Raw genomic sequence first — 22,891 nt, 5'->3', positions numbered from 1 at the left:
TTCTTCCTAGCTTGGCTAAAGGCTTTTTATATTAGACAGGCGACTGACTAGATCGTCATAACTTCTTTCGCTTCCCTCTATTCGTCCCGTTCAACTGGCTGAGGACCAAAGCTCTGCGAGGTCGGCATGATTTCAATCCGATTAACATTGACATGTTTAGGCTGCTGAGCCAGCCAAAGAACCGTATTGGCAATATCTTCTGGCCTAATGGCGTGAGCACCCTTATAGAGGTCGCTAGCCCGCTGGTCATCGCCTTTAAAGCGGATATTGGAAAATTCTGTTCCCTCACAAAGGCCCGGTTCAACATTAGAAACCCGAATTTTGGTACCGGCTAAATCCGCCCGCAGATTCAGCGAGAACTGTTTGACAAAAGCCTTACTGGCACCGTAAACATTGGCACCTGGGTAGGGAACCGTGCCTGCCGTTGAACCAATATTGATGATATAACCAGACTTGCGAGCCACCATTTGCGGCAGAACTTGCCGTGTTAGATAGGTCAAACCAACAATATTGGTTTGAATCATGGTAGTCCAATCGTCAACATTTGCCTCGTAAGCTTTATCTAAACCCAAAGCCAAACCAGCGTTATTAATCAGAATATCAATGGTTTGCCAATCAGATGGCAGGCTAGCCAAGGCAGAATCAATAGCTTCCTGGGATGTCATATCCATCTGCAAGGGATAAAAATGAGCGCCCAGTTCTTGAGCAAGTTTTTCTAATTTAGCCAAACGACGACCAGTCCCGATCACCCGGTAGCCTTCCTTAACAAAGAGCTCTGCCATGGCTAAACCAAAGCCTGCTGTTGCTCCTGTAATCATTACTGTTTCAGTCATTGATACCTCCTATTTTGAAGAACGTCATTGTCATTAATAGAAAAGGGAAGGAAATAGCCTATTATAGACTACTGCCTTCCCACCTCCGCACAGTTGATTTTCAGCTTTTTCACCCCCACCAGACTCATCGCTTACCTAGAAAGGAGAGTCAGACTTCCTTCTGCCTTAGCTGGCAGATAAGAGGCTAAACGCCAGCTCAGATCTATCCCCCCTTGCTTACTGTTTTAAAAAAGTATAGGGGGAGAGTTTTTATCCTTCCACTGCTTGTGCAGCTGTAATAATAGCTAATTTATAGATATCTTCAGCACTCGAACCGCGCGACAAGTCATTGACCGGCATATTGAGGCCTTGTAAAATTGGCCCAATTGCGTCAAAGATTCCTAAACGCTGAGCAATCTTATAGCCAATATTACCCGATTGCAAATCAGGGAAGATGAAGACATTGGCATGTCCGGCTATATCGCTATCTGGAGCCTTGATAGCTGCAGTATCTGGCACAAAAGCCGCATCAAATTGCAGTTCCCCATCTAAAGCTAACTCAGGAGCCAAACCCTTAGCTAATCTAGTAGCTTCTTGGACCTTTTCAGCCTGGGGTGCCTTGGCACTCCCTTTAGTAGAGAAACTTAGCAGTGCAATTTTAGGATCCAAATCGAAAATTTTGGCTGTATCAGCAGTATTTACCGCAATTTCAGCTAATTCTTGAGGAGATGGATCAATATTGATAGCACAATCAGCAAAGATATAACGCTCACTGGTGTTTTCCCGATTCATCAGAAAGACACCTGATGTTCGAGAGATACCAGGCTTCGTCTTAATAATTTGCAAGGCAGGCCGAACCGTATCAGCTGTTGAATGAATGGCACCTGAGACCATGCCATCTGCCAAGCCCATCTTAACCAGCATAACACCAAAATAATTGACATCCCGCAGAAACCGATCAGCATCTTCTGCTGTCGCCTTTTCTTTACGAATTTCCAAGAAAAGTTCCTTCATCTTATCGAAATCTTCATAAGTATCAGGATTGATAATAGTATAATTTTGATCAGCAAAACCAAGTCGTCTAAGGAGATTCTTGACCTGATCAGCTTCACCTAAAATAATCGGGTCAACCAGACCTTCAAACTTCAAACGAGCAGCCGCCCGAACGACCCTTTCATCATTGCCTTCTGGAAAAACAATTTTAATGCCTTTACCAGCAATCTTACTGCGCAATTCCCCAAATAAGCTTCTTATCATAGGATAAACCCTCTATTCTAAATTATTTTTTAAATTCATGATAGCGCTTTCGAAATCATCTGTCAAGCCAGATTCATAGACTCGTTTTTGACCCGTAAAAGGATCAGTTAAGCTTAGAGAATGACAATGGAGAGCCTGACGTTTCATGCCATAATCCAAGGACCCGCCATAGAGGTCATCCCCAAGGAGAGGCTGACCAATGTGCGAAAAATGCACCCTAATTTGATGGGTTCGACCGGTATGCAGTTGAATATCCAGCAACTTGACCCGACCGAAACGCTCTAAAACCTGATAGCTAGTATGGGCATACTTGCCTGAAGGATGTACCTGACGAGTAATAATACTATCCGATACTCGAGCAATCGGGGCAATAATTTCTCCTTGATCTGGCAGATTCTCCTGTCCAGCTACTAAAGCGTAATAGCGCTTCTCAATGGTTTTGGCTTGTAGGGCCTTATCCATACGTGAATGGGCATAGCCGTGCTTAGCAAAGAGCATGAGACCGCTCGTATCCTTGTCCAGACGCGTAACAATGTGGATCTGCTGATTTTCATAGCCCCTTTCCTGATAGTAGGCCTTAACAAAATTAGCGATAGTTTCCGAATGCAGGATACTAGGAATACTGGCATATCCTGCTGGCTTATTGACCACTAAGAAATTATCATCCTCAGCAATGATAGTCAAGGGGTGATGAATAGGCAGCAGATTAGGGCTTCCCGCTTCTGCTGGAATATCAACTGCTACCTTATCTCCTTGAGTCAATAAATAAATGGCATTTCGTTCAATGCCATTTACCCATATATGTCCGCCCTGATATTTTATCTTAGCTAAAAGACCCTTAGAAATATCATGTCCCTTGAGGAAGGTCTTGATCTTGCAAGAGCGATCAGCGATAAATTCAAATCTCACGTTTCTACCTCACCGATAAAGGCATCCTTAACCCGCTCCCAGAAGCCTGTATGATGAGGGGTTGATAGAAAACTAATTTTCTTATCATCCAGTGAAAATTCCATCTTAGCAACATTGCGATAACTATAGGATTTATTATCGAAAGAGACCGTGTAGGAACCGACACGTTTAGGCTCGATAGTCACGGTTTCTCCCTTAGGAATAATGGCTGAACTCCCTAAAGTCCGATAAACGCGGTTGTTGAGACTGGCAATTTCTGTCATCTGAAAGGCCTCTACCGTTGGATGGAGGATCGCCCCACCAATGGATTTGTTGTAGGCTGTACTACCTGTTGGTGTTGAGACCGTAATCCCATCACCGCGGAAACGTTCCAGAGGAGTGCCATTGATTGAAACATCCGCTACCATGGTCTTCTCCAAACGACGCAGGCTAGCTTCATTGAGAGCCCGAGCTGTTACCACTCGACCATCCGCCATAGTTACGGTCACTCGCAAAAGAGGATAGGAGATTTTCTCACCTTGGTTTGAGCGAAGATTTTTCAAAAAGGTATCCACTTCAAAGTCCCGATAATCGGTATAAAACCCCAAATGACCAGTGTGAATACCAACGAATCGCACCTTATCCAAGGACTTCTCATACATGTGAAAAGCCGACAAGAGCATGCCATCGCCACCAATAGAAATTACAATATCGGGATTTTCCTTACTGAGATAAAAATCCCGATCGGGCTTGAGAGCCGCAAAAATTTTGGAAGCAACTCGTTTGCTTTGGTACTTGCCATTAGCAATAATGGCTACCCTAGTCTGAGGCTTACCTGTATAATTCATCTGTGTCATCACTGTTTCCTACACCATCACTTAGTTTTCTGCTAACGGGATCATAGAGAAGCTGAGCTTCCTTGATATCATCCCGAATCTTTCGCATTTCCTCATCCAACTCACGCGCAATCCTAGAGGTTACCTCAAGCCGCTGCTTAATTTCTTCTGGGAAATCCCCTTTATATTTATAATTAAGTGAGTGCTCAATGGTAGCCCAAAAATTCATAGCCAGTGTTCTAATCTGAATTTCAGCCAGAACATTTTTTTGTCCATCAATTGTATCAACTGGATATTCAATAATCACATGATAAGAACGATAGCCACTAGCCTTACGGTTATTGATATAATCTCGCTCTTGAACAATTGTCATATCATGACGCTGGCGAATCAATTCTAAAACCTCTTGAACATCATCAACAAACTGGACCATAATACGCACACCTGCGATATCTTGCATATCCTCAGCTAAATGTTCTTCCTTAATACCACGAAGAAGCATTTTTTCCTTGATACTTTCAATCGGCTTAACCCGACCGGTCACAAATTCAATAGGCGAATGGCGATTCTGCTTGCGGAATTGCTTACGAATGCCTCGAAACTTAATTTTCAATTCACCAACAGTCTGAATATAGGGGTCTAAGAAGGCTTCCCATTCCATATTTGTCTACTTTAAACTCCTGTTTTTCTAGGCTTATGACTAATCAACAGTCATGCCTTGTCAATTAGTCCACATTTTTATAAAATTAGTTTAAGTAAAATTATACCATAAAAAGGGCTACAGAAGGAAAATCAAAATGAATCATTTGGAAATCGAATACAAGACCATGCTTAATAAGGCTGAGTTCAATCGAATGGAGACCCTCTTTTCACACATTCCGGCTATCACCCAAACCAACTACTACTTTGATACCGATGACTTTATTATGCGAAAAAAGCGTTTGTCTCTGCGTATTCGTACCTTTGACAAGGGAGCCGAACTAACTCTGAAAATTCCTAAAGAGGTGGGCACCTTGGAACACAATATTGATCTTAGCCGCCAAGAAGCGAGACAGATTATTGAATCTTGTCAATTTCCTGACAATGCCATTAAGGACCTCATTCATGAGCACGGTGTTGACTGCGACCAGCTTAAAAATTTAGGCCACTTGACAACCGTTCGGCGGGAAAAAGAATCTCCCATTGGTCTCATGGCCCTAGATAAGAACAATTACGCAGGCCGAATTGATTATGAACTAGAGCTTGAAGTTGAGGAGCCTGATAAGGGCAAAGTCGATTTTGAAGCCTTCTTATTAGAAAATAACATTGATCTTAAATATGCTAAAAGTAAAGTAGCACGCTTCTGCTCAACCTTAAAACAAAATGATAGATTTTTCGAATAGCGATAAAAGGCTGGAAAAATCAGCCTTTTTTGGTACAATATAAAAGGAAAATTCTAAGATTTCGAGGCCTAAAACTAGGGAAACTCCTCCCCTCAGTCACCCTTGATTTTCTTACACACTCAATAAGCCTCTGAGCTTATCGCTTATTCAAAGGAGAATGACACTGTCATGGTAGAAACTAGCACCCCAAAATTATTTTCGCTGACATCTAATACTGCTATTGCAGAAAAAATCTCACAAGCAGCTGGAATTCCGCTTAGCAAATTAGCTTCTAAGCAATTTTCCGACGGTGAAATCATGATTAACATCGAAGAAAGTGTCCGTGGCTATGATATCTACGTCATCCAGTCGACTAGCTTTCCTGTTAATGACAATCTCTGGGAACTCCTAATTATGATTGATGCCTGCAAGCGGGCTTCGGCTAATTCAGTCAATATCATCATACCTTACTTTGGTTACGCTCGCCAAGACCGCATTGCTCAGCAGCGCGAACCTATCACAGCCAAGCTGGTCGCTAATATGTTGGTCAAAGCCGGAGCTGACCGTATCCTAACGCTTGATTTGCACGCTGTTCAAGTACAAGGGTTCTTCGATATTCCAGTTGATAACCTCTTTACGGTTCCTCTCTTTGCGGAACGCTATGTTCACATGGGACTCAAGGGTTCTGATGTCGTTGTCGTCAGCCCCAAAAACTCAGGTATCAAACGAGCTCGTAGCTTGGCAGAATACCTAGATGCTCCAATTGCTATCGTTGACTATGCTCAAGACGATACTCACCGTGAAGAAGGGTACATTATCGGAGAGGTCGCTGGAAAAAAGGCTATCTTGATTGATGATATTCTCAATACCGGTAAAACCTTCGCTGAAGCGGCTAAAATTGTCGAACGTAATGGTGCTTCTGAAATCTATGCGGTTGCCAGCCACGGTCTATTCGCCGGTGGAGCCGCTGAAATTCTCGAAGCAGCTCCTATTAAAGAAATTCTAGTGACTGACTCTGTAGCTACCAAAGAAAGAGTCAGCAGCAATGTTACCTATATCTCAGCTAGCGGGCTGATTGGTGATGCTATCACTCGCATTCACAACCACAAACCACTCAGTCCACTCTTCACTTATACTGCCGAAGACGAGGATTAAGAGATGATTTATCTTGATAATGCTGCGACAACTCCTTTAATTCCAAGTGTTATCGACGCAATGACAGCGGTTATGACCGACAATTTTGGCAATCCGTCCAGTATCCATACCTATGGACGTCAAGCCAGCCATCTCTTGCGGGAAAACCGGCTTACTATAGCCAAGACTTTAAAGACTCAGCCTAGAAATATTATCTTCACATCTGGAGCCACCGAAAGCAATAACATGGCCATTCAGGGCTACGCTCTAGCCAATCAAGATAAGGGCAAACACTTGATTACCACTGCCATTGAGCACCATTCAGTCCTCCATGTTATGGACTATTTGGAAAAGCGATTTGGTTTCCAAGTGACCTATCTCCAGCCTGATGCCAACCATCAGTTCACTGTAGAGGCGCTCAAAGCTGCCCTTAGAGAAGATACCATCCTAGTCTCGACTATGATGGCCAATAATGAAACCGGAGATCTTTTCCCTATAAGCGACTTTGCCCAGCTTTTGGCTGACCATCAGGCAGTTTTTCATGTTGATGCTGTCCAAGCCATGGGCAAAATGGCTATTCGGCCCGAAGAACTCGGTGTTGATTTCCTTTCTGCTTCTGCTCATAAGTTTCACGGTCCTAAGGGAACGGGCTTTCTCTATGCCAAACCTCATCACATGGACAATCTCCTGCACGGTGGCGAGCAAGAGGATAAAAGACGGGCTAGCACTGAGAATATGATTGGCATTACAGGTATGGCTCAAGCACTCAAAGAGGCCGACCAAAACTTAGATGGGAACTATCAAAAAGTAGCTCACCTCCGCAATGTCTTCTTAAAAGAATTGACTAAGCAAGGCCTAGACTACTATCTCAACGGGAGTGATAACAGCCTTCCCTATGTCATCAATATCGGTTTTCCGCGAAGCCATAACAATCTTCTCCTAACCCAATTAGACTTAGCAGGATTCGCTGTATCGACGGGTTCTGCCTGTACCGCTGGTACTGTTGACCCCAGTCATGTTTTGGAAGCCTACTACGGGAGCGACTCCTCTCGCTTGGACGAGTCCATTCGCATCAGCCTGTCAGAACTCAATACCCCTGAGGAATTAATCAAACTCGCAAAACAATTAAAAGAAATTATAGGATGATACCATGGCATTTGAAAAATCTATTCACTTGGACGACTGTAAGTATACCTATACCATCAGTCCTAAGATTAAAAAATATACACTGAGAGATACAACTTTTGAACCAAATAAACTTGGTCATTACGAACTTAACCGTCTTCTGGAAGAGGTTCCCAATTCTGGACAAGGTTTCCCTGTTAAAATTACTATTCACAAGGATTTGTCTTCCTTTAAACTCAGTATCACCGACCAGTCTGGACTGCGCTTGGTCAATATCTTTAAATCAGACAAAACAGCTATTATTCAAGATAAATTTTACTTTTTGATGGATAGCTTGGTCGAGCGAGATATTTTTACGAAAACAGAAAATGACAGTCCAAATCTTTGATTTCGATAGAAGAATCCTATGCTAACATAGGATTTTTTTATCACAAATTTGTTGCAGTTTTCACAATCTTGTTCTACAATTAACTTAGAACTATTGACTTTAAAATAGATTGGAGATAGTCAATCATGGTTATTGATAAATCTATTCCAAAAGCGACAGCCAAACGCCTATCGCTCTATTATCGAACTTTTAAACGCTTTAATGCAGGGAATATTGAAAAGGCCAGCTCCAAGCAAATTGCTGAAGCTATCGGAATCGACTCAGCCACTGTTCGCCGAGATTTTTCTTACTTTGGTGAACTAGGGAGACGGGGATTTGGTTACGACGTTAAGAAGTTGATGAATTTCTTCGCTGATATCCTTAACGATCATTCTATCACTAGTGTAGCCCTAGTCGGCTGCGGGAATATGGGCCGAGCCCTGCTCCACTACCGTTTTCATGAACGCAATAAGATGCAAATTATAATGGCATTTGATACGGATGATCATGAACTGGTTAATACTAAGACAGACGATGGCATTCCTATCTACGGTATTTCGACCGTCAAAGAGCATCTCAAAAACTCTAATTGCCAGACGGCCATCCTGACTGTTCCCAGTCTTAAAGCCCGGGAAGTCGCTGATCAGCTAGTAGAGGCTGGTATCAAAGGAATACTGAGCTTCTCTCCAGTCAATTTGCACCTGCCTGAGGGTGTCTTTGTGCAATACGTCGATCTGACCAGTGAACTCCAGACACTTCTCTTCTTTATGAATCAGAATCACTAAAAGTATTAAAGTTCAATAAAATTGAAGAGCATGTAAGATAGATGCTTATAGATTTTTTTCTAGGTCATCTTATGAGTTAGCGATACTGTCTATTATATGCCCTTTCAACTGCCTTATGCTCCTCTTCAAAGATTAGCACAATGTGTGGGGAGGCAAGTTTCCGTCCCATCTCTTTCTCAATTCATATTTTACCACCTAGGAGGTTTTCCTTAATGAAGCAAAAACCAATCATTGGTATTACAACAAATGAAAGGCCTAACAGCGATAACATCACCACTAGTTATACTCCCAAAGGATTTGTCCAAGCGGTTCAAAGGGCTGGTGGAATTCCTCTGCTCCTGCCTATTGGTTCCATCGATGATGCTATCGAGTATGTTGGTATGGTGGATAAAATTCTATTGATTGGTGGACAAAATGTTGATCCTGAATTCTATCACGAAACAAAACAGGCATTAGATGATGATTTTTCTCACCGCCGAGATATTTTTGAATTTGCCATTATCGATGAAGCTATTCGTCAAAGAAAATCTATATTCTCCGTTTGCCGTGGTACCCAACTAATGAATGTGGCTCTGGGAGGTAACCTCAACCAAGCCATTGAAAATCACTGGCAGGAGGCTCCGACTGACTATCTCTCCCATGAAATGACGATCAAAGCCAATACAAAATTAGCTGAAATCTACGGCTCTGAAACCACAATCAACTCCTTCCATCATCAGAGCATTAAGGAACTCTCTCCCTATCTTGATGTTATTGCTGAGGATCCTAAAGATGCAACCATCGAAGCCGTTGCTTCCAACCATCCTGATATCCATTTTTTAGGAGTCCAATGGCATCCAGAGCATCTGATTGGCAGTCGGCAGGAAGATCAAGAGCTCTTCAACTATTTTGTCAACGAACTATAGGCATGAAAAAAGCGATTGAAAATTAAGAGGCTGCTATCCTCTCATATCATTAAGCAGCTTCCCAAGAGCTAAGCTACTTACTTATCATTTTGACCAGACAGTTTTCTACTGCCTGGTCTTTTTATTAGCAAGTTAGTTTCAATATTTTCAGCTGGGCAGATCAATGATAATATCTGTTTTTTCCCGAAAACTATAATAATGATCATAACCAACGATAATATGATCCAAAAAGGCCAAACCAAGGTCATCACAGCAGCGTTTGATTTTCTCTGTAAACACAATATCATAACGGCTCGGATCAGGCTGTCCTGAAGGATGGTTATGAACAACGATAACTGATGTTGCCATAACTCGACAAGCGTAGTGGAGAATCTCTCGTGGTTCTGCAATAGAGCGCTGAACGCTACCAATAAAAATAGTTTGCTTTTTAATCAGGCGATTCTGAGTGTCTAAATAGAGAGCTATCAAATGCTCCTGTCTTTTATCCCGCAACTCTGCTATCATTTTCTTGGCCAGACGGTCACTGGAAATAATCCTTTCTGACTTCTCAGGCAATGTTTGATTGATGCGCTTAGAGAATTCTAAGGCCGCTTTCAGCTCAATGGATTTAACCCGACCGATTCCTGGAATAGCTTGCAACTCCTCCAAGGATAAACTGCGAAAATCTGCTAAGCTATCAACTGTCTCCAAAATATTATTGGCCAGAGTTAAAACGTGGTGCCGTCGAGTTCCCGTCCGCAAGAGAATGGCTAATAGCTCTTGATTGCTCAGGCTCTCTGCACCAAGACTAATCAGGCGTTCTCTGGGTCTCATAGCTTCTTCATGAATTTCTACACTATACATGTTCTACCTCCTAACTTTATATTCGTAGGCCAGTGGCAAAAATGCTATTTTTCCGCAACATTTTAAAAATTAAAAATCCCTCCAGTTAAATGAATAACTGAAGAGATAGATGTCATTTTTGAACATTAAGTTAAGCATCTTGTTCCTTACGGAGAGCACCGAAGATGATACCCGATACAACTGCTCCGATGGCAACAAAGATCAGATAGAGCCACCAGTTTGTTGTCAAAGCAACAACGAAGATACCGCCGTGAGGAGCTAAAAGCTTGATACCCGCAGCACCAACTAAAGCTCCTGTTAAAGCTGAACCGACCATAAAGCTTGGAATAGCACGACCTGGGTCAGCAGCACCAAATGGGATAGCCCCTTCGGTAATAAAGGACAAGCCCATAACAATATTGGTCAAACCGGAATCGCGCTCTTCCTTATTAAACTTCTTAGGGAAAAGACGAGTGGCTACAAAGACTGCCAACGGCGGAACCATACCACCGGCCATAACTGCTGCCATAACAACTGTACCACCATGCGCAAGAGCATTAGGATCTGCCAACGTACCTGTAGCGAAAACATAAGCTGCCTTATTGAATGGGCCACCCATATCGATAGCCATCATGGCACCAACAATCAAGCCTAGAAGTACAGCCGAACTTCCTGATAAACCTTCCAAGAAGCTACTTAAAGCTGTGTTGATAGCTCCCATTGGTACATTGACTAAAAGCATTAACAAGCCTGTGATAGCAACACCAAGCAAAGGCAAGAGCAAGATAGACTTGATCCCTTCCAAAGAGCGAGGGACTTTGACATATTTTTTCAGCATCAAAGCCACACCACCAGCTAAGAAACCACCGACTAAAGCACCGAGGAAGCCGGATGGAATTAGCTTACTTTCATCAACACCAATCATATTGATGGCATAACCAACTTTGGCAATATAACCAGCCGTAACACCGGCTACTAAACCAGGCTTTTCAGCAATTGAATAAGCGATGTAGCCAGCCAAGATTGGTAACATGAAGAAGAAGGCGGCTCCTCCAATTTGATTAAATAGAGCTGCAGCAGTATGATAGTGACCTAGGTCTGACAAGTGACTTTGCGGAACACCCATAAAATTATCAATCAAGAAAGAAATTGCAGTAATGATACCGCCACCGATAACGAATGGCAGCATTTGCGAAACACCGCTCATCAAATGTTTGTAGAAGGCGGCTCCAAGGCCGGTCTTTTCACCAGAATCAGCGGCAGCTGAGCTAGCTTCTCCTGCGGCCGCATGGTAGGTTTCTGCCTTACCATCCAAAATAGCATTAATCAATTCCTCTGGTTTTTTAATACCTTCAGCGACTGGGCGAGAAATCAATGGTTTGCCATCAAAACGAGGCATTTCAACGGCCTTATCCGCAGCAACAATAACACCCTTAGCGCGTTTAATTTCATCAGCTGTTAGGGCATTACCGATGCCTGAAGCACCATTGGTCTCAACTCGAACATTAACACCCATTTCCTGTCCTTGCTTAATCAGTGCTTCTTCTGCCATGTAGGTGTGAGCAATACCAGTGGTACAAGCAGTAACCGCAACGACCAGTGGCTGGTCATCGTCAGCGGCTGGAGCAACCTTAGCAGCAGCTTCTGCCTGATTTTCTTCTTCTGCTGCATCAAAGGTTGCTATGACTTCCTCAGGAGTGGTTACTTGACGTAATTTATCAGCAAAGCCATCCTTCATTAAATACTTAGATAATTCAGCCAAGGCAGCCAAGTGAGTATCATTGGCACCATCTGGAGCTGCAATCATAAAGAAGAGGTCGGTTGGCTGACCATCAAGAGCTTCATAATCAACACCCTTAGCTGATTTAGCAAAGAGTACCGTTGCCTCCTTAACAGCAGCATTTTTGCTGTGAGGCATGGCGATACCATCACCCAAACCAGTTGAAGTTTGGGCCTCCCGATTCATGATACCTGTTTTGAAGGTATCAAAGTCGGTAACAATTCCCTTGTCAACCAAGGAAGAAATCATTTCATCAATTGCAGCTTCCTTAGTAGTTGCCTGCAGATCCATGATCATGACTTCTTTTCTCAAGACATCTTGAATTTTCATAGTTTTTCTACCTCTACTTTTTGATAAGTTTCTTTGATAAAATCGACACTAGCTAGATCATCGGAAAAGGCGGTCGATGTCCCGCAAGCCACACCCCATTTTAGGGCTTGGACTGGATCACCAGATTTGACAAATTCTCCTGTGAAGCCAGCAACCATTGAATCGCCTGCACCAACCGAATTTTTAACTTGACCTTTGATTGGTTTAGCAAAATAAGCAGCTTCTGGTGTTACCAACAAAGCCCCCTCACCTGCCATAGAAATGATAACGTTTTGAGCTCCCTTGGCTAGAATCTCTCTAGCATATTTTTCAACATCTGCCAAGCCGCTGAGCTGGACATCAAAGATAGCCTCCAGTTCGTGGTTATTAGGCTTAACCAAGAGCGGTTGATAATTCAAGGAATCTAAGAGAGTTTGCCCTTCAAAGTCACAAACAACTTGAGCGCCTGCTTCCTTAGCGACAGGAAGCAAACGATTATAAACTTGGTTGCCTAAATTACTTGGGGCAGAACCCGCAAAAACCACAGTATCATCGTCCGAAAGGCCTGCCAGAATGGCTTCCAAATCAGCCAACTGCTCTGGACTAATTTCAGGACCAGCACCATTGATTTCTGTCTCATCATTTGCCTTTATTTTGACATTAATTCGAGTATCTTGATCAACCTGAACAAATTTTGTTGGGATGTTTTCAGTCTTGAGTCCATCTTCAACGAACTTGCCAGTGAAACCGCCCAAGAAACCTGTTGCCGTATTAGGCACACCTAAGCGTTGCAAAATTCGACTAACATTGATGCCCTTCCCCCCAGAAAACTTATCGTCGCTGTCCACGCGATTGACACTGCCGAGAACGACCCTGTCCAGACGAACGATGTAGTCGATAGATGGGTTGAGGGTTACGGTATAAATCATACTTCAATCACCTTCGTTTTTTCCTTTATAGTAGTGACAATTGGTTTAGAGGAGCGATTAATGACCAAGGTAACCTCTTCCAGTTTAGCAAACTTAGCAAAGGCTACCTGATCCAGCTTAGTAGCATCAGTCAGTACAAAGGCTTCCTTGCTGCTGGCAATGACTGCCTGCTTAATGGTTGCCTCATAAATATCGGGAGTGGTTAGATTCTCACCATCAATCCCATTAGTTCCCAAAAAAGCCTTATCAAAATTGAGCTGGTTAATCTGCTGAAAGGCGATAGGCCCAATATTAGCGTCAGTAGGAATCTTAACATTCCCCCCAATCATAACCGTAGGAATCCCCTTTTCAACAAGCTTGATGCCATGATGGATAGAATTCGTCACCACCGTCAAATTTTGACTCGTTAACTTGTCCACCAAAAGTTCATTGGTCGTCCCGGCCTCAATAAAAATGACTTCACCATCATCAATCAGGTCCTTGGCTTTCTGAGCAATCAGTTTTTTCTCTTGAACATTTTTGATAGCCTTTTGCTGGTTGCTCAGCTCTTCTTGAAGGTTGGAAAGCCTTTCTGCCCCGCCATGAATGCGGTGTAGTTTTCGCTCAGCCTCAAGTTCGTCCAAATCACGGCGGACTGTCGATTCGGACGTTTCTAACAGAGATACTAAACTGTCTAAGGTCACAAAATCATACTGGCTGATTCGCTCCATAATCAGCTTTTTACGCTCTAACTTAAGAATAGCAACACCCCCTCTGCAATCGTTTACAATCTTTATTATAAGCCAATTTCTTCCAATGTCAAGCACTTTCTTCCAAAAACAGTCAAACCCTTGCCCCATCGATAGAAAAACCAAGCAGCAACTACCGCTTGGTCTATATTACAACTATCTAAAAACCTTTGAGTTTCCAGCTGCCAACTGCCAGAAAGGAAAGTAAGACTAACAGAATCCAGCTAGGGATTCAAGTCTAAACTAGTCATTATCTAAAATTGGCAGACAACCAGCATCAGATTAGTAAAGCCCTGATGAGGTTAGATTCATAACTAGATAAAATTTATCTCACAAAATTAGACCAGTTGTCACTAAGGCTAATGAATGAAAGGACACAAATATCTCAGTCTTTGATTAGGGAAGTCGAGTGAACGGCTCGATTATCACGATCAGGATAAATATACTTGATAGCATGATTAACGGCAGTTGGAGCTTCGCCAAAGCCTGTAGCAATCAGGTCAACCTTGCCATCATAGTCAGCGGCATCACCGATTGCATAGACACCTTCCTGACTGGTTTGAAAGACCGGTGACACGGCGATATTGGTCCGCTTGTAGTCAATCCCCCAGTTACGCAAGTTCTTATTATTGGTTGAGAAACCAAAACTGACAATCAAGGCATCTAGGTCCAAATCTACCACTTCTTCTGCCTTCACCTTTTGAATGGACAGCCCAGTCACAGTTTTACCATCTCCATGTAAGCTCAAAGGGATATAAGGCGTCATAATCTTGACCGAGGAAGCATTCAAAAGTTCCACACTATGTTCATGAGCCCGAAAAGCATCCCGCCGGTGAACAATGGTCACACTCTCAGCGATTGGCTCCAGATGCAGGGCCCAATCAACCGCTGAATCGCCGCCGCCGCAGATGACCACCTTCTGGCCAGCAAATTGGTCTAGCTTATGAACATTATAGAAAAGATTATTATCAGCATAGACTTCTTCACCTTCAAGCCCCAAGGTTCGCGGAGCAAAAGCTCCATTGCCGCAAGCGATGATAATAGCTCGGGATAAATGTTGTCCTTTGTTGGTTTCAATAGTAAAGAGCTCGCCCGTCTTTTCAAAACTCAAAACTTCTTCCTTGAGGCAAATCTCAGTCGTCTCCTTAAAACGGTCCAGCTGTGCCAACAAATTTTCGGTCAGCTCAACCCCATTGGTCTTAGGATAGGCAGGAATATCATAAATAAGTTTTTCAGGATAAAGCACAGCTGGCTGCCCACCTAGTTCAGACAGGCTTTCAATGATTTTAACAGACATACCACGTAGACCGGCATAAAAAGCAGCGAAAAGGCCAACCGGCCCGCCACCGATAATAGTAATATCAGCAATCTTTTGTTCCGTCATTTGTTTCCTCAATTTCTCTATTTTCTTTTTTAATTTTTTCCAAAAGCTCTACTTCTTCAGTACCCAACTGGTACTGCTCCAGCAAGTCAGGCCGCCTTTGCCAAGTCTTGCGCAAACTCTGCTCCAACCGCCAGCGACGAATATTCTCGTGGTGACCACTCATCAGAACATCAGGAACCGTCATCCCTTGAAAGTCATACGGACGGGTGTATTGAGGATATTCTAAGAGACCGGATGAAAAGCTATCATCCTGATGGCTGGATTCCTTACCCAAAACCTCAGGAATAAGGCGAACAGTCGCATCGACAATGGTCATAGCTGCCAGTTCACCACCTGTTAAAATAAAATCACCCAGAGAGACCTCATCGGTCACCAAGGTCTTGATGCGTTCGTCATAACCCTCATAATGACCACAAATAAAAATCAACTGGTCTTCTTGAGCCAGTTCCTCAGCATAAGCCTGATCAAACTTTCGGCCGGCAGGATCCAAGAGCAAAACCCGAGGCTGCTGGTTCTGAATATCAATTTTTGCCATGGTATCAAAAATTGGCTGAACCCGCAGCAGCATACCTTGGCCGCCTCCATAGGGTTCATCATCAACGTGGCGGGATTTTTGCGCATTTTCACGAAAATTATGGTAAGTGATGTCTAAGAGCCCCTTCTCTTGAGCTTTGCCAACAATGGAATATTCCAAAGGGGCAAACATTTCAGGAAAAAGGGTCAGAATATCAATCTTCATCGTCATCTAACCCTTCTAAAAGCTCAACCTCGACACGTTGATTGGCCAAATCAACCTTCTTAACCACCGATGGAATATAGGGCAAGAGTAAGTCCCGTTTGCTTTTTCGCTTAACCACCCAGACATCATTGGCTCCGGGTTGAAGAATTTCTTTAATGAGACCAAGCTGCTGATTGTTTTCATAGACAGGTAGACCAATAATTTGGTGATAATAAAATTCACCTTCAGCCAAATCTGCCAAATTTTCCTCCGCTACTTTAAGAGTGTGGCCCTTAAATTTTTCAATAGCATTGATATGGTACATATCTTTAAACTTGATAATATCGAAATTTTTATGCTTACGATGGCTGGCAATAGTTACCACTTGAACAAATTGATCCTTATCATCAAAAAGGGCCAATTGACTCCCCTTTTGAAACCGCTCTTCCACAAAATCAGTTACCGATAGGACCCGCATCTCCCCTTGAAGCCCTTGAGTATTGACAATAGTCCCAACTTTATAATAGTTCATATAACTTCCTTATATTATTTTAGTCATTTCTTAGTATTTTACCACTCTCTAACCACTAAAGTAAAGAGTGAAATCCCTTAATCAATCATCTAAGAAGGCTAAAAATATCAGTCAAGTCCCCTTTAAAAATTACCTTAATCAAGCCATCAAAAATGAGTCTGGGACAAAAGTCCAGACTCGTTAACATTATTCTAGATTTACTGATTTTTGTCCTACTCTCTAAGGATGCACCCTAGAGAATTCGAACCTCTAACCGCCTGATTCGTAGTCAGGTACTCTATCCAGTTAAACCAAGGGTGTTATTAAATCACATACAACAAATCTAAACCAATAAGCGACCCTTGAAGCATTATTCTAGGCTCGACTTATCAAGTAAGATCCTAATACCGGTGGCCGGGGTCGAACCGGCACGTCCATGAGGACACTGGATTTTGAGTCCAGCGCGTCTGCCAATTCCGCCACACCGGCCTAGAAGCAAATAAAAAAACTGGGGTAGCTGGATTCGAACCAACGCATGAGGGAGTCAAAGTCCCTTGCCTTACCGCTTGGCTATACCCCAATACAACTTATATTTTACTGAAAAATGAGAAACTTGTCAAGCAGCTTAGGAAAGAAAATTCCAAAGATAAATCCTAAAATCTTCCGACCGGCGAAGGCAGTCCGTTAAACCCGTTCAGCTTATAAGTCACTGATAGAGCAATCCACAGTATTGTATGCTAGCGAATCATAGACAGCCATCAGTCATCATTAGAAGTTCTGCCTAAATGAACACGCCTACGACTCTGTGAAATTAGACTCGCTTTCCTATGATCTTTAGGGATTCTTCGTCAAGCTCCCTAAATTTCGTTGGGTCACTTAACAGCTTAGTATCTTGTATAAGGCTTTTCCAAATAGGGAAAGGATCTAAACAGATAAAAAAGTAACAGACACTTCTGCTACTTTTCATCGATAATGATTCTAACTTTTTTGGTCTCAACGGGTACCGAATAGACAATCGACCTTATCGCTGTGATAGTTCGACCTTTTTTGCCGATAATCCGACCAATATCCTGAGGGTCCAAATCCAGATGGTACTCCATAAATTCAGGACCATCTTCAATTTTGATACTGAAGCTATCTGGCTTTGAAATCAAAGGTTTTACGATAGCGATAATAAGATTTTCAATGGTATCCATAAGCTAAGGTCTTATTTTGAGTATTTAGAATCGTGGAATTTTTTCATAATACCTTCACGTGAAAGGATATTACGAACAGTGTCAGAAGGTTGAGCCCCTTTAGACATCCAGTCAAGGATACGGTCTTCCTTCAAAGTTACTTGATTTTCAGCAACCAATGGATTGTAAGTACCGACTGTTTCGATGAAACGGCCATCACGCGGTGCACGTGAATCAGCAACATTGATACGGTAGAAAGGTTTCTTCTTAGAACCCATACGAGTCAAACGAATTTTTACTGACATGTTTAAGTCTCTTTTCTATAATAATTCTTGCTTAGCCATAGCTTCTCCCATGACTTTACGTGAACAGTATAGCAGAAAGAAAACAGGCTGTCAAGAAAAAATCTTGACAGCCCTAAAAATTAGTCAGCCGAAATCTCAGCGCTTCATCATTGTCTCAGACAAAATATTAGCGTGAAATAAATTTTTGAAGCATTTTTCCATTAGCAGACCAAGAATGTGCTTGGTCAGGCGAATCAGGAAGCGATGGCCGAATCCTAGGTAATAAATTTATTGCACCTTTAAGCGATAAGCGATTTGACTCACTGCTGCGGTGTAATTTCAACTCTTCTGAAAGGATTATTGTCCGCAAAATCTTGCGAGGAGACAGAGTCACCGCTACTGTCTCCAAAATTCATGGCAACAAGGGCCGGTTAAATTTTTGTAATAGGAACGCCTGTTCCTTTTAAATCAACTCGAAGTCCTCTGACAAGACCGTAAATAAGATTTTTGCCAACAGTAAAGCAGAGTATGAGTCGCTGCCCCACTTCAATAGAGAATATATTCCCTTGATTTTTAACACTGACAGGTAAAAAGGCCTGAGTAATTAGAGTTGCCGTCATAGCATTGGTCACCACAGCTCGCTCAACAGTATCTAAAGGAAGACCGTCAACCAAACCATTTGCCGCCATAGCCAACATGATTAATCAAACTATCGATCTTCAGCTCCAAAACCTCAACCTGCTGGATACACTGGTGAATCTCTTCGATTGTTGATAATTCAGCACTAATAGTAAAAACTTCAAGATTAGCATTTCAGGCTTCCAAGGTTGCTTTAGCCTGAGATAATCTTGTTTAATTTCAGGCAATCTGAAATATCCGTCTGGCTTCTTTGGCGAGCAGTTTAGCTAGCTCTAATCCGATGCCCGAGGTTCCACCTGTAAGAATAATTGTTTTTATTGTTTCCTCACTTTCATACTAACCTCTAGCCCTTATGATTTTGAAAAACAATTCTATAGAAATAACCGTTTTTCAAAATAAATTGCCCCATTTAACGATCAGGTTTTACTAGCCTATCTGGACGTTCCATCACAATTTTTTCAGCAATATATTGAATGACTTCAGGGTTGCTAGGCAAATCAGAATGGCTAGCCTCGTCTCCTGATACGGTTACTTGAGTATAGTGTTTAGCCGTCTTTTGAAAGATGTATTTCCCAGTCTCTACACTGGCAAAAGGGACAATTTTATCCCCATCATAAGACGTCGTACCTGCAAGGTTATAAACCGTCAAATTTTCTGGAATCAGTTCTTTTGCAGCCATCAAATCTTTAAGCATTTGGGTCTTGTTGGAAATATTAGTTTCTTCAAAATTATAAGGAGTAGCAATCGTCAGCAGGGTTTGTATTTGAAAATCCTCCTTGCTGTAATACTTCTCAAGAAAAATGGTCCAGTTGAGTCCACCATTAGAATGACCAATAGCATTGAAGCGCTTGAACTTATACCTATCCTGCAAGGTTGTCAGAGCCAAGTCAAGCCACTCCGCCTGCTTCTTAATATTGGCATAGCCGTCCTGATTATTTTCAAAAGCAATAACGATAAATGGATGTTGATCCTTGCTATTAAGCTTGCCAGAATAAGTGATGGACGCGTCCTTTTTAACAGTTAGTTTTAGAATACTATGGCTTTGACCACGCTCATTCAGACTAGCTAGCAGTCCATTGAAACGCTCTTGAGTCGCATCTGAACCTGGCACTAAAATCGTTGGAATCATTTGCGAATTATAAAGCTTGGTCTTGTGTCTGGTTACTTCATTAACATAGGCTTTTCCCAAAATTGTCATGACTATTAAAAGAAGAGCAACGAGGGAAAAAGCCAGAGATTTCAGGTGCTTTTTCATGAGTCCACTCTTTCTATCCATTCAGCAGCTTGATGTTCTCTTTTCAAGACAAGTCTGACAAAGGGTAAGTAGATCAATACTGCCAGAATCAAGATCAGAGCAGTGACCAAGAGGTAACGCCAGTCCCCATTGGATGCCAAAAAACCGAAGAGTAGACTGGGAGTGCCATTAGGTACTGCGTAAACTGCCGGATTTAACCAGCCTATTTGTAAGCAAAGGGCACCTAAGCCTTCTGCTAAAAGAGTTGTTAAAATCATAGGAAGCAACAAAATAGGTTGCAAGATAACTGGCAGCCCTAAAAGGAAGGGAAGATTTTGATCAAAAATTACAGGAACAAGAGTCCATAATGCTAATTGACGGTAGTGTGAACTGGCCCTTTTACGACTTTCAATCAACACAGCAAGTAAGAGAGCCAAAAGGAGACCAATTCCGCCAAACATGGCAAAACTATCTTTTAAGGTATAAAGAGTAAAAAGATGGGGAATCTTGTCAGTTGCCTGACTTAGGGCTGCATCGAGATTCTCCCCTACAACTGTTAATTCAGTATAAGGGTGCAGGAGGGCATTAGGAACCAGAAAGCCAAAGTTCAACATAAAAATTGCCAATAAAGACCAGAACAGGACCTGCCACAAATGACTAGGACCACCCCCCAACCAATTCGAAAAGCCCATCTGCAAGAGATATTCTGGTTTAAAGCTGGGGAAGCGCTTCAAAAGATTGGAACCGAGACAAATCAAGAGAAGCACTCCTCCTAAACCCACATAAGACAAAGCTGAAGATTTAAAAGGCCAAATCTTAACCCCAAGAAGAAATACAAAAGCAATAACTAACAAAAACAACCAAAATGGCTGACTGGGACCGAGAAGATCCACCCCCTGCCCCATCCTAGCTAAAAAGAGCCAAGTGACCAGAAACCCTAATAGACTAGTCAGGTAGAATTCTCGCTTCATAAAGCTTAAATGACGTCTAATAAAACTGGCCACAAAATAAGCGGCTATAAAAATCATCAAGAACCGCAAAACATTTCCCAGTGTCTGAGATAAAAACAGCCACCACTCTTGCAGATAAAAATCCCATTGACAGGTCTCTGCCAAAAAGGAATTTTCTGAAACAAAAAGATTTTGACAAATGGCCAGCCAGGCATAAATCATCGCAAAAGGAAAAACATCACTAAAGCTCTGATAAAGTTGGTAGCTAAACCTCAGAGAACGCTTAAAATGAGCATCTTTCATAAAATTAACCTTCATTTGCTAAGCTTTGAAAAAGCAGTCAACGTAAAGCACAATCGAATGATAAAACCATTATATCACTTATACAGTAAGAGCAAAAAAATAACATAGCATACAGCCAATGGAGAAAAGTTTCTCGCTGAATGGCTAAGAACTATTTGAAGAAAAAACGAGCAGTGCAGTCTCAAAGTCTATCTTTTACTAAGATATGCTTCATGAATTGGGCTGAAAACACATATAAATGAATTTAAAATCGAATGGCCTCTTAAAAAAACTTTCCTGCAACTGATGTTATCACCAATCTGAAAAACGTCATTGCAAACCGAATACACCTATGCTGCTGCGAAAATAGAACTGTTTTCCTTAAGCCTTTCAATTAACGACCCTGCGTCAAACAAACTTCCTAATTTTCTTTGAAACACTACTTAAGGACTTTGCATCTTCTTTCAGTTTGTTGTACTTTTGTGAAAAGTTTCGTTTTATCCATTTTTTGAGTTATCCGCACCTTGTCACGATAAGAACTGTAGCAATCAATGCTACTGCGGTAGCTGGGTTAGAGAATGGGAAATTCCTTTGCGTATAAAAACAAGGTTGGAACGATCATACCAACCTTGTTTTATTCTTTTTTTAATCTCTCAAGCAATGTAAAGATTAAAGTACATCCTCCTCATCACCTTCTCTTCTTTTTCCGGTAGCAAAGAATGTTAAAGCTGACAGTAAGAAGATAACACCCACTAAAGGTAAATAATTATTCGAGTCTCCTGTCTTAGGCAAGTTCGCTTCCGAAGAAGATCGATTGATAGTTTGATGCGATTGAGCAGTGTCATTTGGTTTAAGAGCCTTCTCAACACTTGTATTGCCAACAGGACCTTCAGTATCCTTGTCTTTCGGATGTTTATCCTTATCATCTGGAAGGCCGTCATTATCATCATCCGAGTCATCGACATCAGGAATGCTATCGCCATCCGTATCGCGCTGAACCGTAATGGTGATTTCTTTAGTGCTTTCATTGCCAGCACCATCGGTAGCCTTGAGTGTTACAGGGTAAGTGTGGGCTTCATCTTGATCGTTTGACCAATCTTCTTGATCGGCAGAACCTGAAATCTTACTACCAGCCTCATCAAAATTAACACCCTTAGGTAGACCGGTGACCTCAGTAACCTTAGCGTCTGGATCATCGTTATCGGTGACAGATACAGGTACTTCAAACGGCGTCCTTTCCGTAACTGTCTTATCATCGGCATTAATAACTGGACCTTCGGCATCCTTCGATTTTGGATTTTTATCCTTATCATCTGGAATACCATCATTATCATCATCTGGATCAGTCACGTCTGGATCTCCGTCACCGTCCGTATCACGTTGTACCGTGATGGTGATCTCCTTCGTACCTTCGTTGCCAGAACCATCAGTAGCTTTGATGGTTACTGGGTAAGTGTGAACTTCGTCAGAGTCACCGCTCCAAGTTTCTTGATCAGCAGAACCTGAAATCTTACCACTTGCCGAATCATAAGTTACTCCTTCTGGCAGACCTGAAACGTCTGTTACTTTGGCATCTGGATCATCATTATCAGTCACACTAACTGGAATCTCAAATGAGGTCTTTTCGGTTACCGTCTTATCATTGGAACTAATGACTGGGGCTTCAGTGTCCTTGC

At 42.3% G+C, this 22,891-nt stretch carries 24 protein-coding genes and 3 tRNA genes; 6 read left to right on the top strand and 21 right to left on the bottom strand.

Annotated elements, in window-relative coordinates; translation table 11 throughout:
• Positions 1–77: 77 nt before the first annotated feature.
• From G7Y32_RS08855 to yjbM, 5 genes are all read right to left on the bottom strand, one after another.
• Positions 78–833 (bottom strand): SDR family oxidoreductase, encoded by a 756-nt coding sequence (locus G7Y32_RS08855; RefSeq protein WP_165213002.1) that lies wholly within the window; start codon positions 831–833, stop codon positions 78–80.
• 249 nt (positions 834–1,082) lie between these two features.
• Positions 1,083–2,069, bottom strand: a complete 987-nt coding sequence (gene pta / locus G7Y32_RS08850) for a phosphate acetyltransferase (protein WP_165213000.1) — start codon at positions 2,067–2,069, stop codon at positions 1,083–1,085.
• A gap of 12 nt (positions 2,070–2,081) precedes the next feature.
• Complete coding sequence (locus G7Y32_RS08845; RefSeq protein ID WP_165212998.1) at positions 2,082–2,978, bottom strand: RluA family pseudouridine synthase; 897 nt, start codon at positions 2,976–2,978, stop codon at positions 2,082–2,084.
• Positions 2,975–3,814, bottom strand: a complete 840-nt coding sequence (locus tag G7Y32_RS08840; protein WP_165212996.1) for an NAD kinase — start codon at positions 3,812–3,814, stop codon at positions 2,975–2,977. The genes G7Y32_RS08845 and G7Y32_RS08840 overlap by 4 nt, the downstream gene beginning before the upstream one ends.
• On the bottom strand, positions 3,789–4,454 hold the full coding sequence (yjbM, locus tag G7Y32_RS08835) for a GTP diphosphokinase (protein WP_165212994.1): 666 nt from the start codon (positions 4,452–4,454) through the stop codon (positions 3,789–3,791). Before yjbM ends, G7Y32_RS08840 begins: the two co-directional genes overlap by 26 nt.
• Positions 4,455–4,590: 136 nt before the next feature.
• Between yjbM and G7Y32_RS08830 the strand changes: the two genes are divergently transcribed.
• The 6 genes from G7Y32_RS08830 (at position 4,591) to G7Y32_RS08805 (ending at position 9,470) form a co-directional block, all read left to right on the top strand.
• Positions 4,591–5,175 carry a CYTH domain-containing protein gene (locus tag G7Y32_RS08830; RefSeq protein WP_165212992.1) on the top strand — a complete coding sequence of 195 codons (585 nt, stop codon included), beginning with the start codon at positions 4,591–4,593 and terminating at the stop codon, positions 5,173–5,175.
• Between the two features lie 168 nt (positions 5,176–5,343).
• Complete coding sequence (locus G7Y32_RS08825; protein WP_165212990.1) at positions 5,344–6,309, top strand: ribose-phosphate diphosphokinase; 966 nt, start codon at positions 5,344–5,346, stop codon at positions 6,307–6,309.
• Positions 6,310–6,312: 3 nt separating this feature from the next.
• The gene (locus tag G7Y32_RS08820; RefSeq protein ID WP_165212988.1) at positions 6,313–7,434 is read left to right on the top strand and encodes a cysteine desulfurase family protein; all 1,122 of its coding nucleotides are present in this window, start codon (positions 6,313–6,315) and stop codon (positions 7,432–7,434) included.
• Positions 7,435–7,438: 4 nt separating this feature from the next.
• Positions 7,439–7,801 carry a DUF1831 domain-containing protein gene (locus G7Y32_RS08815; protein WP_004227302.1) on the top strand — a complete coding sequence of 121 codons (363 nt, stop codon included), beginning with the start codon at positions 7,439–7,441 and terminating at the stop codon, positions 7,799–7,801.
• A 125-nt stretch (positions 7,802–7,926) separates the two neighbouring features.
• Positions 7,927–8,565, top strand: a complete 639-nt coding sequence (locus tag G7Y32_RS08810; RefSeq protein ID WP_165212986.1) for a redox-sensing transcriptional repressor Rex — start codon at positions 7,927–7,929, stop codon at positions 8,563–8,565.
• Between the two features lie 212 nt (positions 8,566–8,777).
• A complete protein-coding gene (locus tag G7Y32_RS08805) occupies positions 8,778–9,470 on the top strand; it encodes a gamma-glutamyl-gamma-aminobutyrate hydrolase family protein (RefSeq protein ID WP_165212984.1) in 693 nt (230 codons plus the stop codon).
• Positions 9,471–9,617: 147 nt separating this feature from the next.
• Here G7Y32_RS08805 and radC read toward each other — a convergent pair whose 3' ends face one another.
• The 16 genes from radC to G7Y32_RS08725 form a co-directional block, all read right to left on the bottom strand.
• The gene (gene radC, locus G7Y32_RS08800; RefSeq protein ID WP_165212983.1) at positions 9,618–10,313 is read right to left on the bottom strand and encodes a RadC family protein; all 696 of its coding nucleotides are present in this window, start codon (positions 10,311–10,313) and stop codon (positions 9,618–9,620) included.
• A gap of 130 nt (positions 10,314–10,443) precedes the next feature.
• Positions 10,444–12,402 carry a PTS fructose transporter subunit IIABC gene (locus tag G7Y32_RS08795; RefSeq protein ID WP_165212981.1) on the bottom strand — a complete coding sequence of 653 codons (1,959 nt, stop codon included), beginning with the start codon at positions 12,400–12,402 and terminating at the stop codon, positions 10,444–10,446.
• The gene (pfkB, locus tag G7Y32_RS08790) at positions 12,399–13,310 is read right to left on the bottom strand and encodes a 1-phosphofructokinase (RefSeq protein ID WP_165212979.1); all 912 of its coding nucleotides are present in this window, start codon (positions 13,308–13,310) and stop codon (positions 12,399–12,401) included. The genes G7Y32_RS08795 and pfkB overlap by 4 nt, the downstream gene beginning before the upstream one ends.
• Positions 13,307–14,050, bottom strand: coding sequence for a DeoR/GlpR family DNA-binding transcription regulator (locus G7Y32_RS08785; protein WP_346773316.1), 744 nt, complete (start codon positions 14,048–14,050; stop codon positions 13,307–13,309). The genes pfkB and G7Y32_RS08785 overlap by 4 nt, the downstream gene beginning before the upstream one ends.
• A gap of 373 nt (positions 14,051–14,423) precedes the next feature.
• Entirely contained in the window at positions 14,424–15,422 is a 999-nt protein-coding gene (locus tag G7Y32_RS08780) for an NAD(P)/FAD-dependent oxidoreductase (RefSeq protein WP_165212975.1), read from the bottom strand.
• Complete coding sequence (trmD, locus tag G7Y32_RS08775) at positions 15,400–16,161, bottom strand: tRNA (guanosine(37)-N1)-methyltransferase TrmD (RefSeq protein ID WP_165213080.1); 762 nt, start codon at positions 16,159–16,161, stop codon at positions 15,400–15,402. Before trmD ends, G7Y32_RS08780 begins: the two co-directional genes overlap by 23 nt.
• Positions 16,151–16,672: a ribosome maturation factor RimM gene (gene rimM / locus G7Y32_RS08770; RefSeq protein ID WP_165212973.1), complete on the bottom strand. Its 522-nt coding sequence runs from the start codon at positions 16,670–16,672 to the stop codon at positions 16,151–16,153. The genes trmD and rimM overlap by 11 nt, the downstream gene beginning before the upstream one ends.
• A 226-nt stretch (positions 16,673–16,898) precedes the next feature.
• Positions 16,899–16,971 (bottom strand) — tRNA-Arg (locus G7Y32_RS08765).
• A gap of 85 nt (positions 16,972–17,056) precedes the next feature.
• A tRNA-Leu gene (locus tag G7Y32_RS08760) sits at positions 17,057–17,140 on the bottom strand.
• 19 nt (positions 17,141–17,159) lie between these two features.
• Positions 17,160–17,231, bottom strand: a tRNA-Gln gene (locus G7Y32_RS08755).
• Positions 17,232–17,607: 376 nt separating this feature from the next.
• Positions 17,608–17,847, bottom strand: a complete 240-nt coding sequence (locus tag G7Y32_RS08750; protein ID WP_004229971.1) for a KH domain-containing protein — start codon at positions 17,845–17,847, stop codon at positions 17,608–17,610.
• Positions 17,848–17,858: 11 nt separating this feature from the next.
• On the bottom strand, positions 17,859–18,131 hold the full coding sequence (gene rpsP / locus G7Y32_RS08745; RefSeq protein WP_165212971.1) for a 30S ribosomal protein S16: 273 nt from the start codon (positions 18,129–18,131) through the stop codon (positions 17,859–17,861).
• Positions 18,132–18,541: 410 nt separating this feature from the next.
• Positions 18,542–18,808, bottom strand: a complete 267-nt coding sequence (locus G7Y32_RS10430) for a hypothetical protein (protein WP_241154230.1) — start codon at positions 18,806–18,808, stop codon at positions 18,542–18,544.
• A 350-nt stretch (positions 18,809–19,158) separates the two neighbouring features.
• Positions 19,159–20,004, bottom strand: a complete 846-nt coding sequence (locus G7Y32_RS08735) for an alpha/beta hydrolase (RefSeq protein ID WP_165212969.1) — start codon at positions 20,002–20,004, stop codon at positions 19,159–19,161.
• Entirely contained in the window at positions 20,001–21,236 is a 1,236-nt protein-coding gene (locus tag G7Y32_RS08730) for a PTS sugar transporter subunit IIC (RefSeq protein ID WP_165212967.1), read from the bottom strand. The genes G7Y32_RS08735 and G7Y32_RS08730 overlap by 4 nt, the downstream gene beginning before the upstream one ends.
• A gap of 648 nt (positions 21,237–21,884) precedes the next feature.
• Positions 21,885–22,891: putative Ig domain-containing protein (locus G7Y32_RS08725; protein WP_165212965.1), on the bottom strand; the 1,007-nt coding region annotated here is incomplete at its 5' end.

It is taken from the genome of Streptococcus tangpeifui (assembly GCF_011038795.1).
Lineage (GTDB): Bacteria > Bacillota > Bacilli > Lactobacillales > Streptococcaceae > Streptococcus > Streptococcus tangpeifui.
This window is presented reverse-complemented; position numbering and strand designations above follow the sequence as displayed.

Bases quoted from the DNA above. Each gene is read 5' to 3' on its own strand.
- G7Y32_RS08805 (WP_165212984.1), top strand. From the start codon at position 8,778: ATGAAGCAAAAACCAATCATTGGTATTACAACAAATGAAAGGCCTAAC.
- G7Y32_RS08750 (WP_004229971.1), bottom strand. From the start codon at position 17,847: ATGGATACCATTGAAAATCTTATTATCGCTATCGTAAAACCTTTGATT.
- G7Y32_RS08820 (WP_165212988.1), top strand. From the start codon at position 6,313: ATGATTTATCTTGATAATGCTGCGACAACTCCTTTAATTCCAAGTGTT.
- G7Y32_RS08810 (WP_165212986.1), top strand. From the start codon at position 7,927: ATGGTTATTGATAAATCTATTCCAAAAGCGACAGCCAAACGCCTATCG.
- G7Y32_RS08735 (WP_165212969.1), bottom strand. From the start codon at position 20,004: ATGAAAAAGCACCTGAAATCTCTGGCTTTTTCCCTCGTTGCTCTTCTT.
- G7Y32_RS08730 (WP_165212967.1), bottom strand. From the start codon at position 21,236: ATGAAAGATGCTCATTTTAAGCGTTCTCTGAGGTTTAGCTACCAACTT.
- G7Y32_RS08840 (WP_165212996.1), bottom strand. From the start codon at position 3,814: ATGACACAGATGAATTATACAGGTAAGCCTCAGACTAGGGTAGCCATT.
- trmD (WP_165213080.1), bottom strand. From the start codon at position 16,161: ATGAAGATTGATATTCTGACCCTTTTTCCTGAAATGTTTGCCCCTTTG.
- yjbM (WP_165212994.1), bottom strand. From the start codon at position 4,454: ATGGAATGGGAAGCCTTCTTAGACCCCTATATTCAGACTGTTGGTGAA.
- G7Y32_RS10430 (WP_241154230.1), bottom strand. From the start codon at position 18,808: ATGTTGGCTATGGCGGCAAATGGTTTGGTTGACGGTCTTCCTTTAGAT.
- G7Y32_RS08815 (WP_004227302.1), top strand. From the start codon at position 7,439: ATGGCATTTGAAAAATCTATTCACTTGGACGACTGTAAGTATACCTAT.
- pta (WP_165213000.1), bottom strand. From the start codon at position 2,069: ATGATAAGAAGCTTATTTGGGGAATTGCGCAGTAAGATTGCTGGTAAA.
- rpsP (WP_165212971.1), bottom strand. From the start codon at position 18,131: ATGTCAGTAAAAATTCGTTTGACTCGTATGGGTTCTAAGAAGAAACCT.
- G7Y32_RS08830 (WP_165212992.1), top strand. From the start codon at position 4,591: ATGAATCATTTGGAAATCGAATACAAGACCATGCTTAATAAGGCTGAG.
- G7Y32_RS08795 (WP_165212981.1), bottom strand. From the start codon at position 12,402: ATGAAAATTCAAGATGTCTTGAGAAAAGAAGTCATGATCATGGATCTG.
- rimM (WP_165212973.1), bottom strand. From the start codon at position 16,672: ATGAACTATTATAAAGTTGGGACTATTGTCAATACTCAAGGGCTTCAA.
- radC (WP_165212983.1), bottom strand. From the start codon at position 10,313: ATGTATAGTGTAGAAATTCATGAAGAAGCTATGAGACCCAGAGAACGC.
- pfkB (WP_165212979.1), bottom strand. From the start codon at position 13,310: ATGATTTATACCGTAACCCTCAACCCATCTATCGACTACATCGTTCGT.
- G7Y32_RS08825 (WP_165212990.1), top strand. From the start codon at position 5,344: ATGGTAGAAACTAGCACCCCAAAATTATTTTCGCTGACATCTAATACT.
- G7Y32_RS08780 (WP_165212975.1), bottom strand. From the start codon at position 15,422: ATGACGGAACAAAAGATTGCTGATATTACTATTATCGGTGGCGGGCCG.
- G7Y32_RS08855 (WP_165213002.1), bottom strand. From the start codon at position 833: ATGACTGAAACAGTAATGATTACAGGAGCAACAGCAGGCTTTGGTTTA.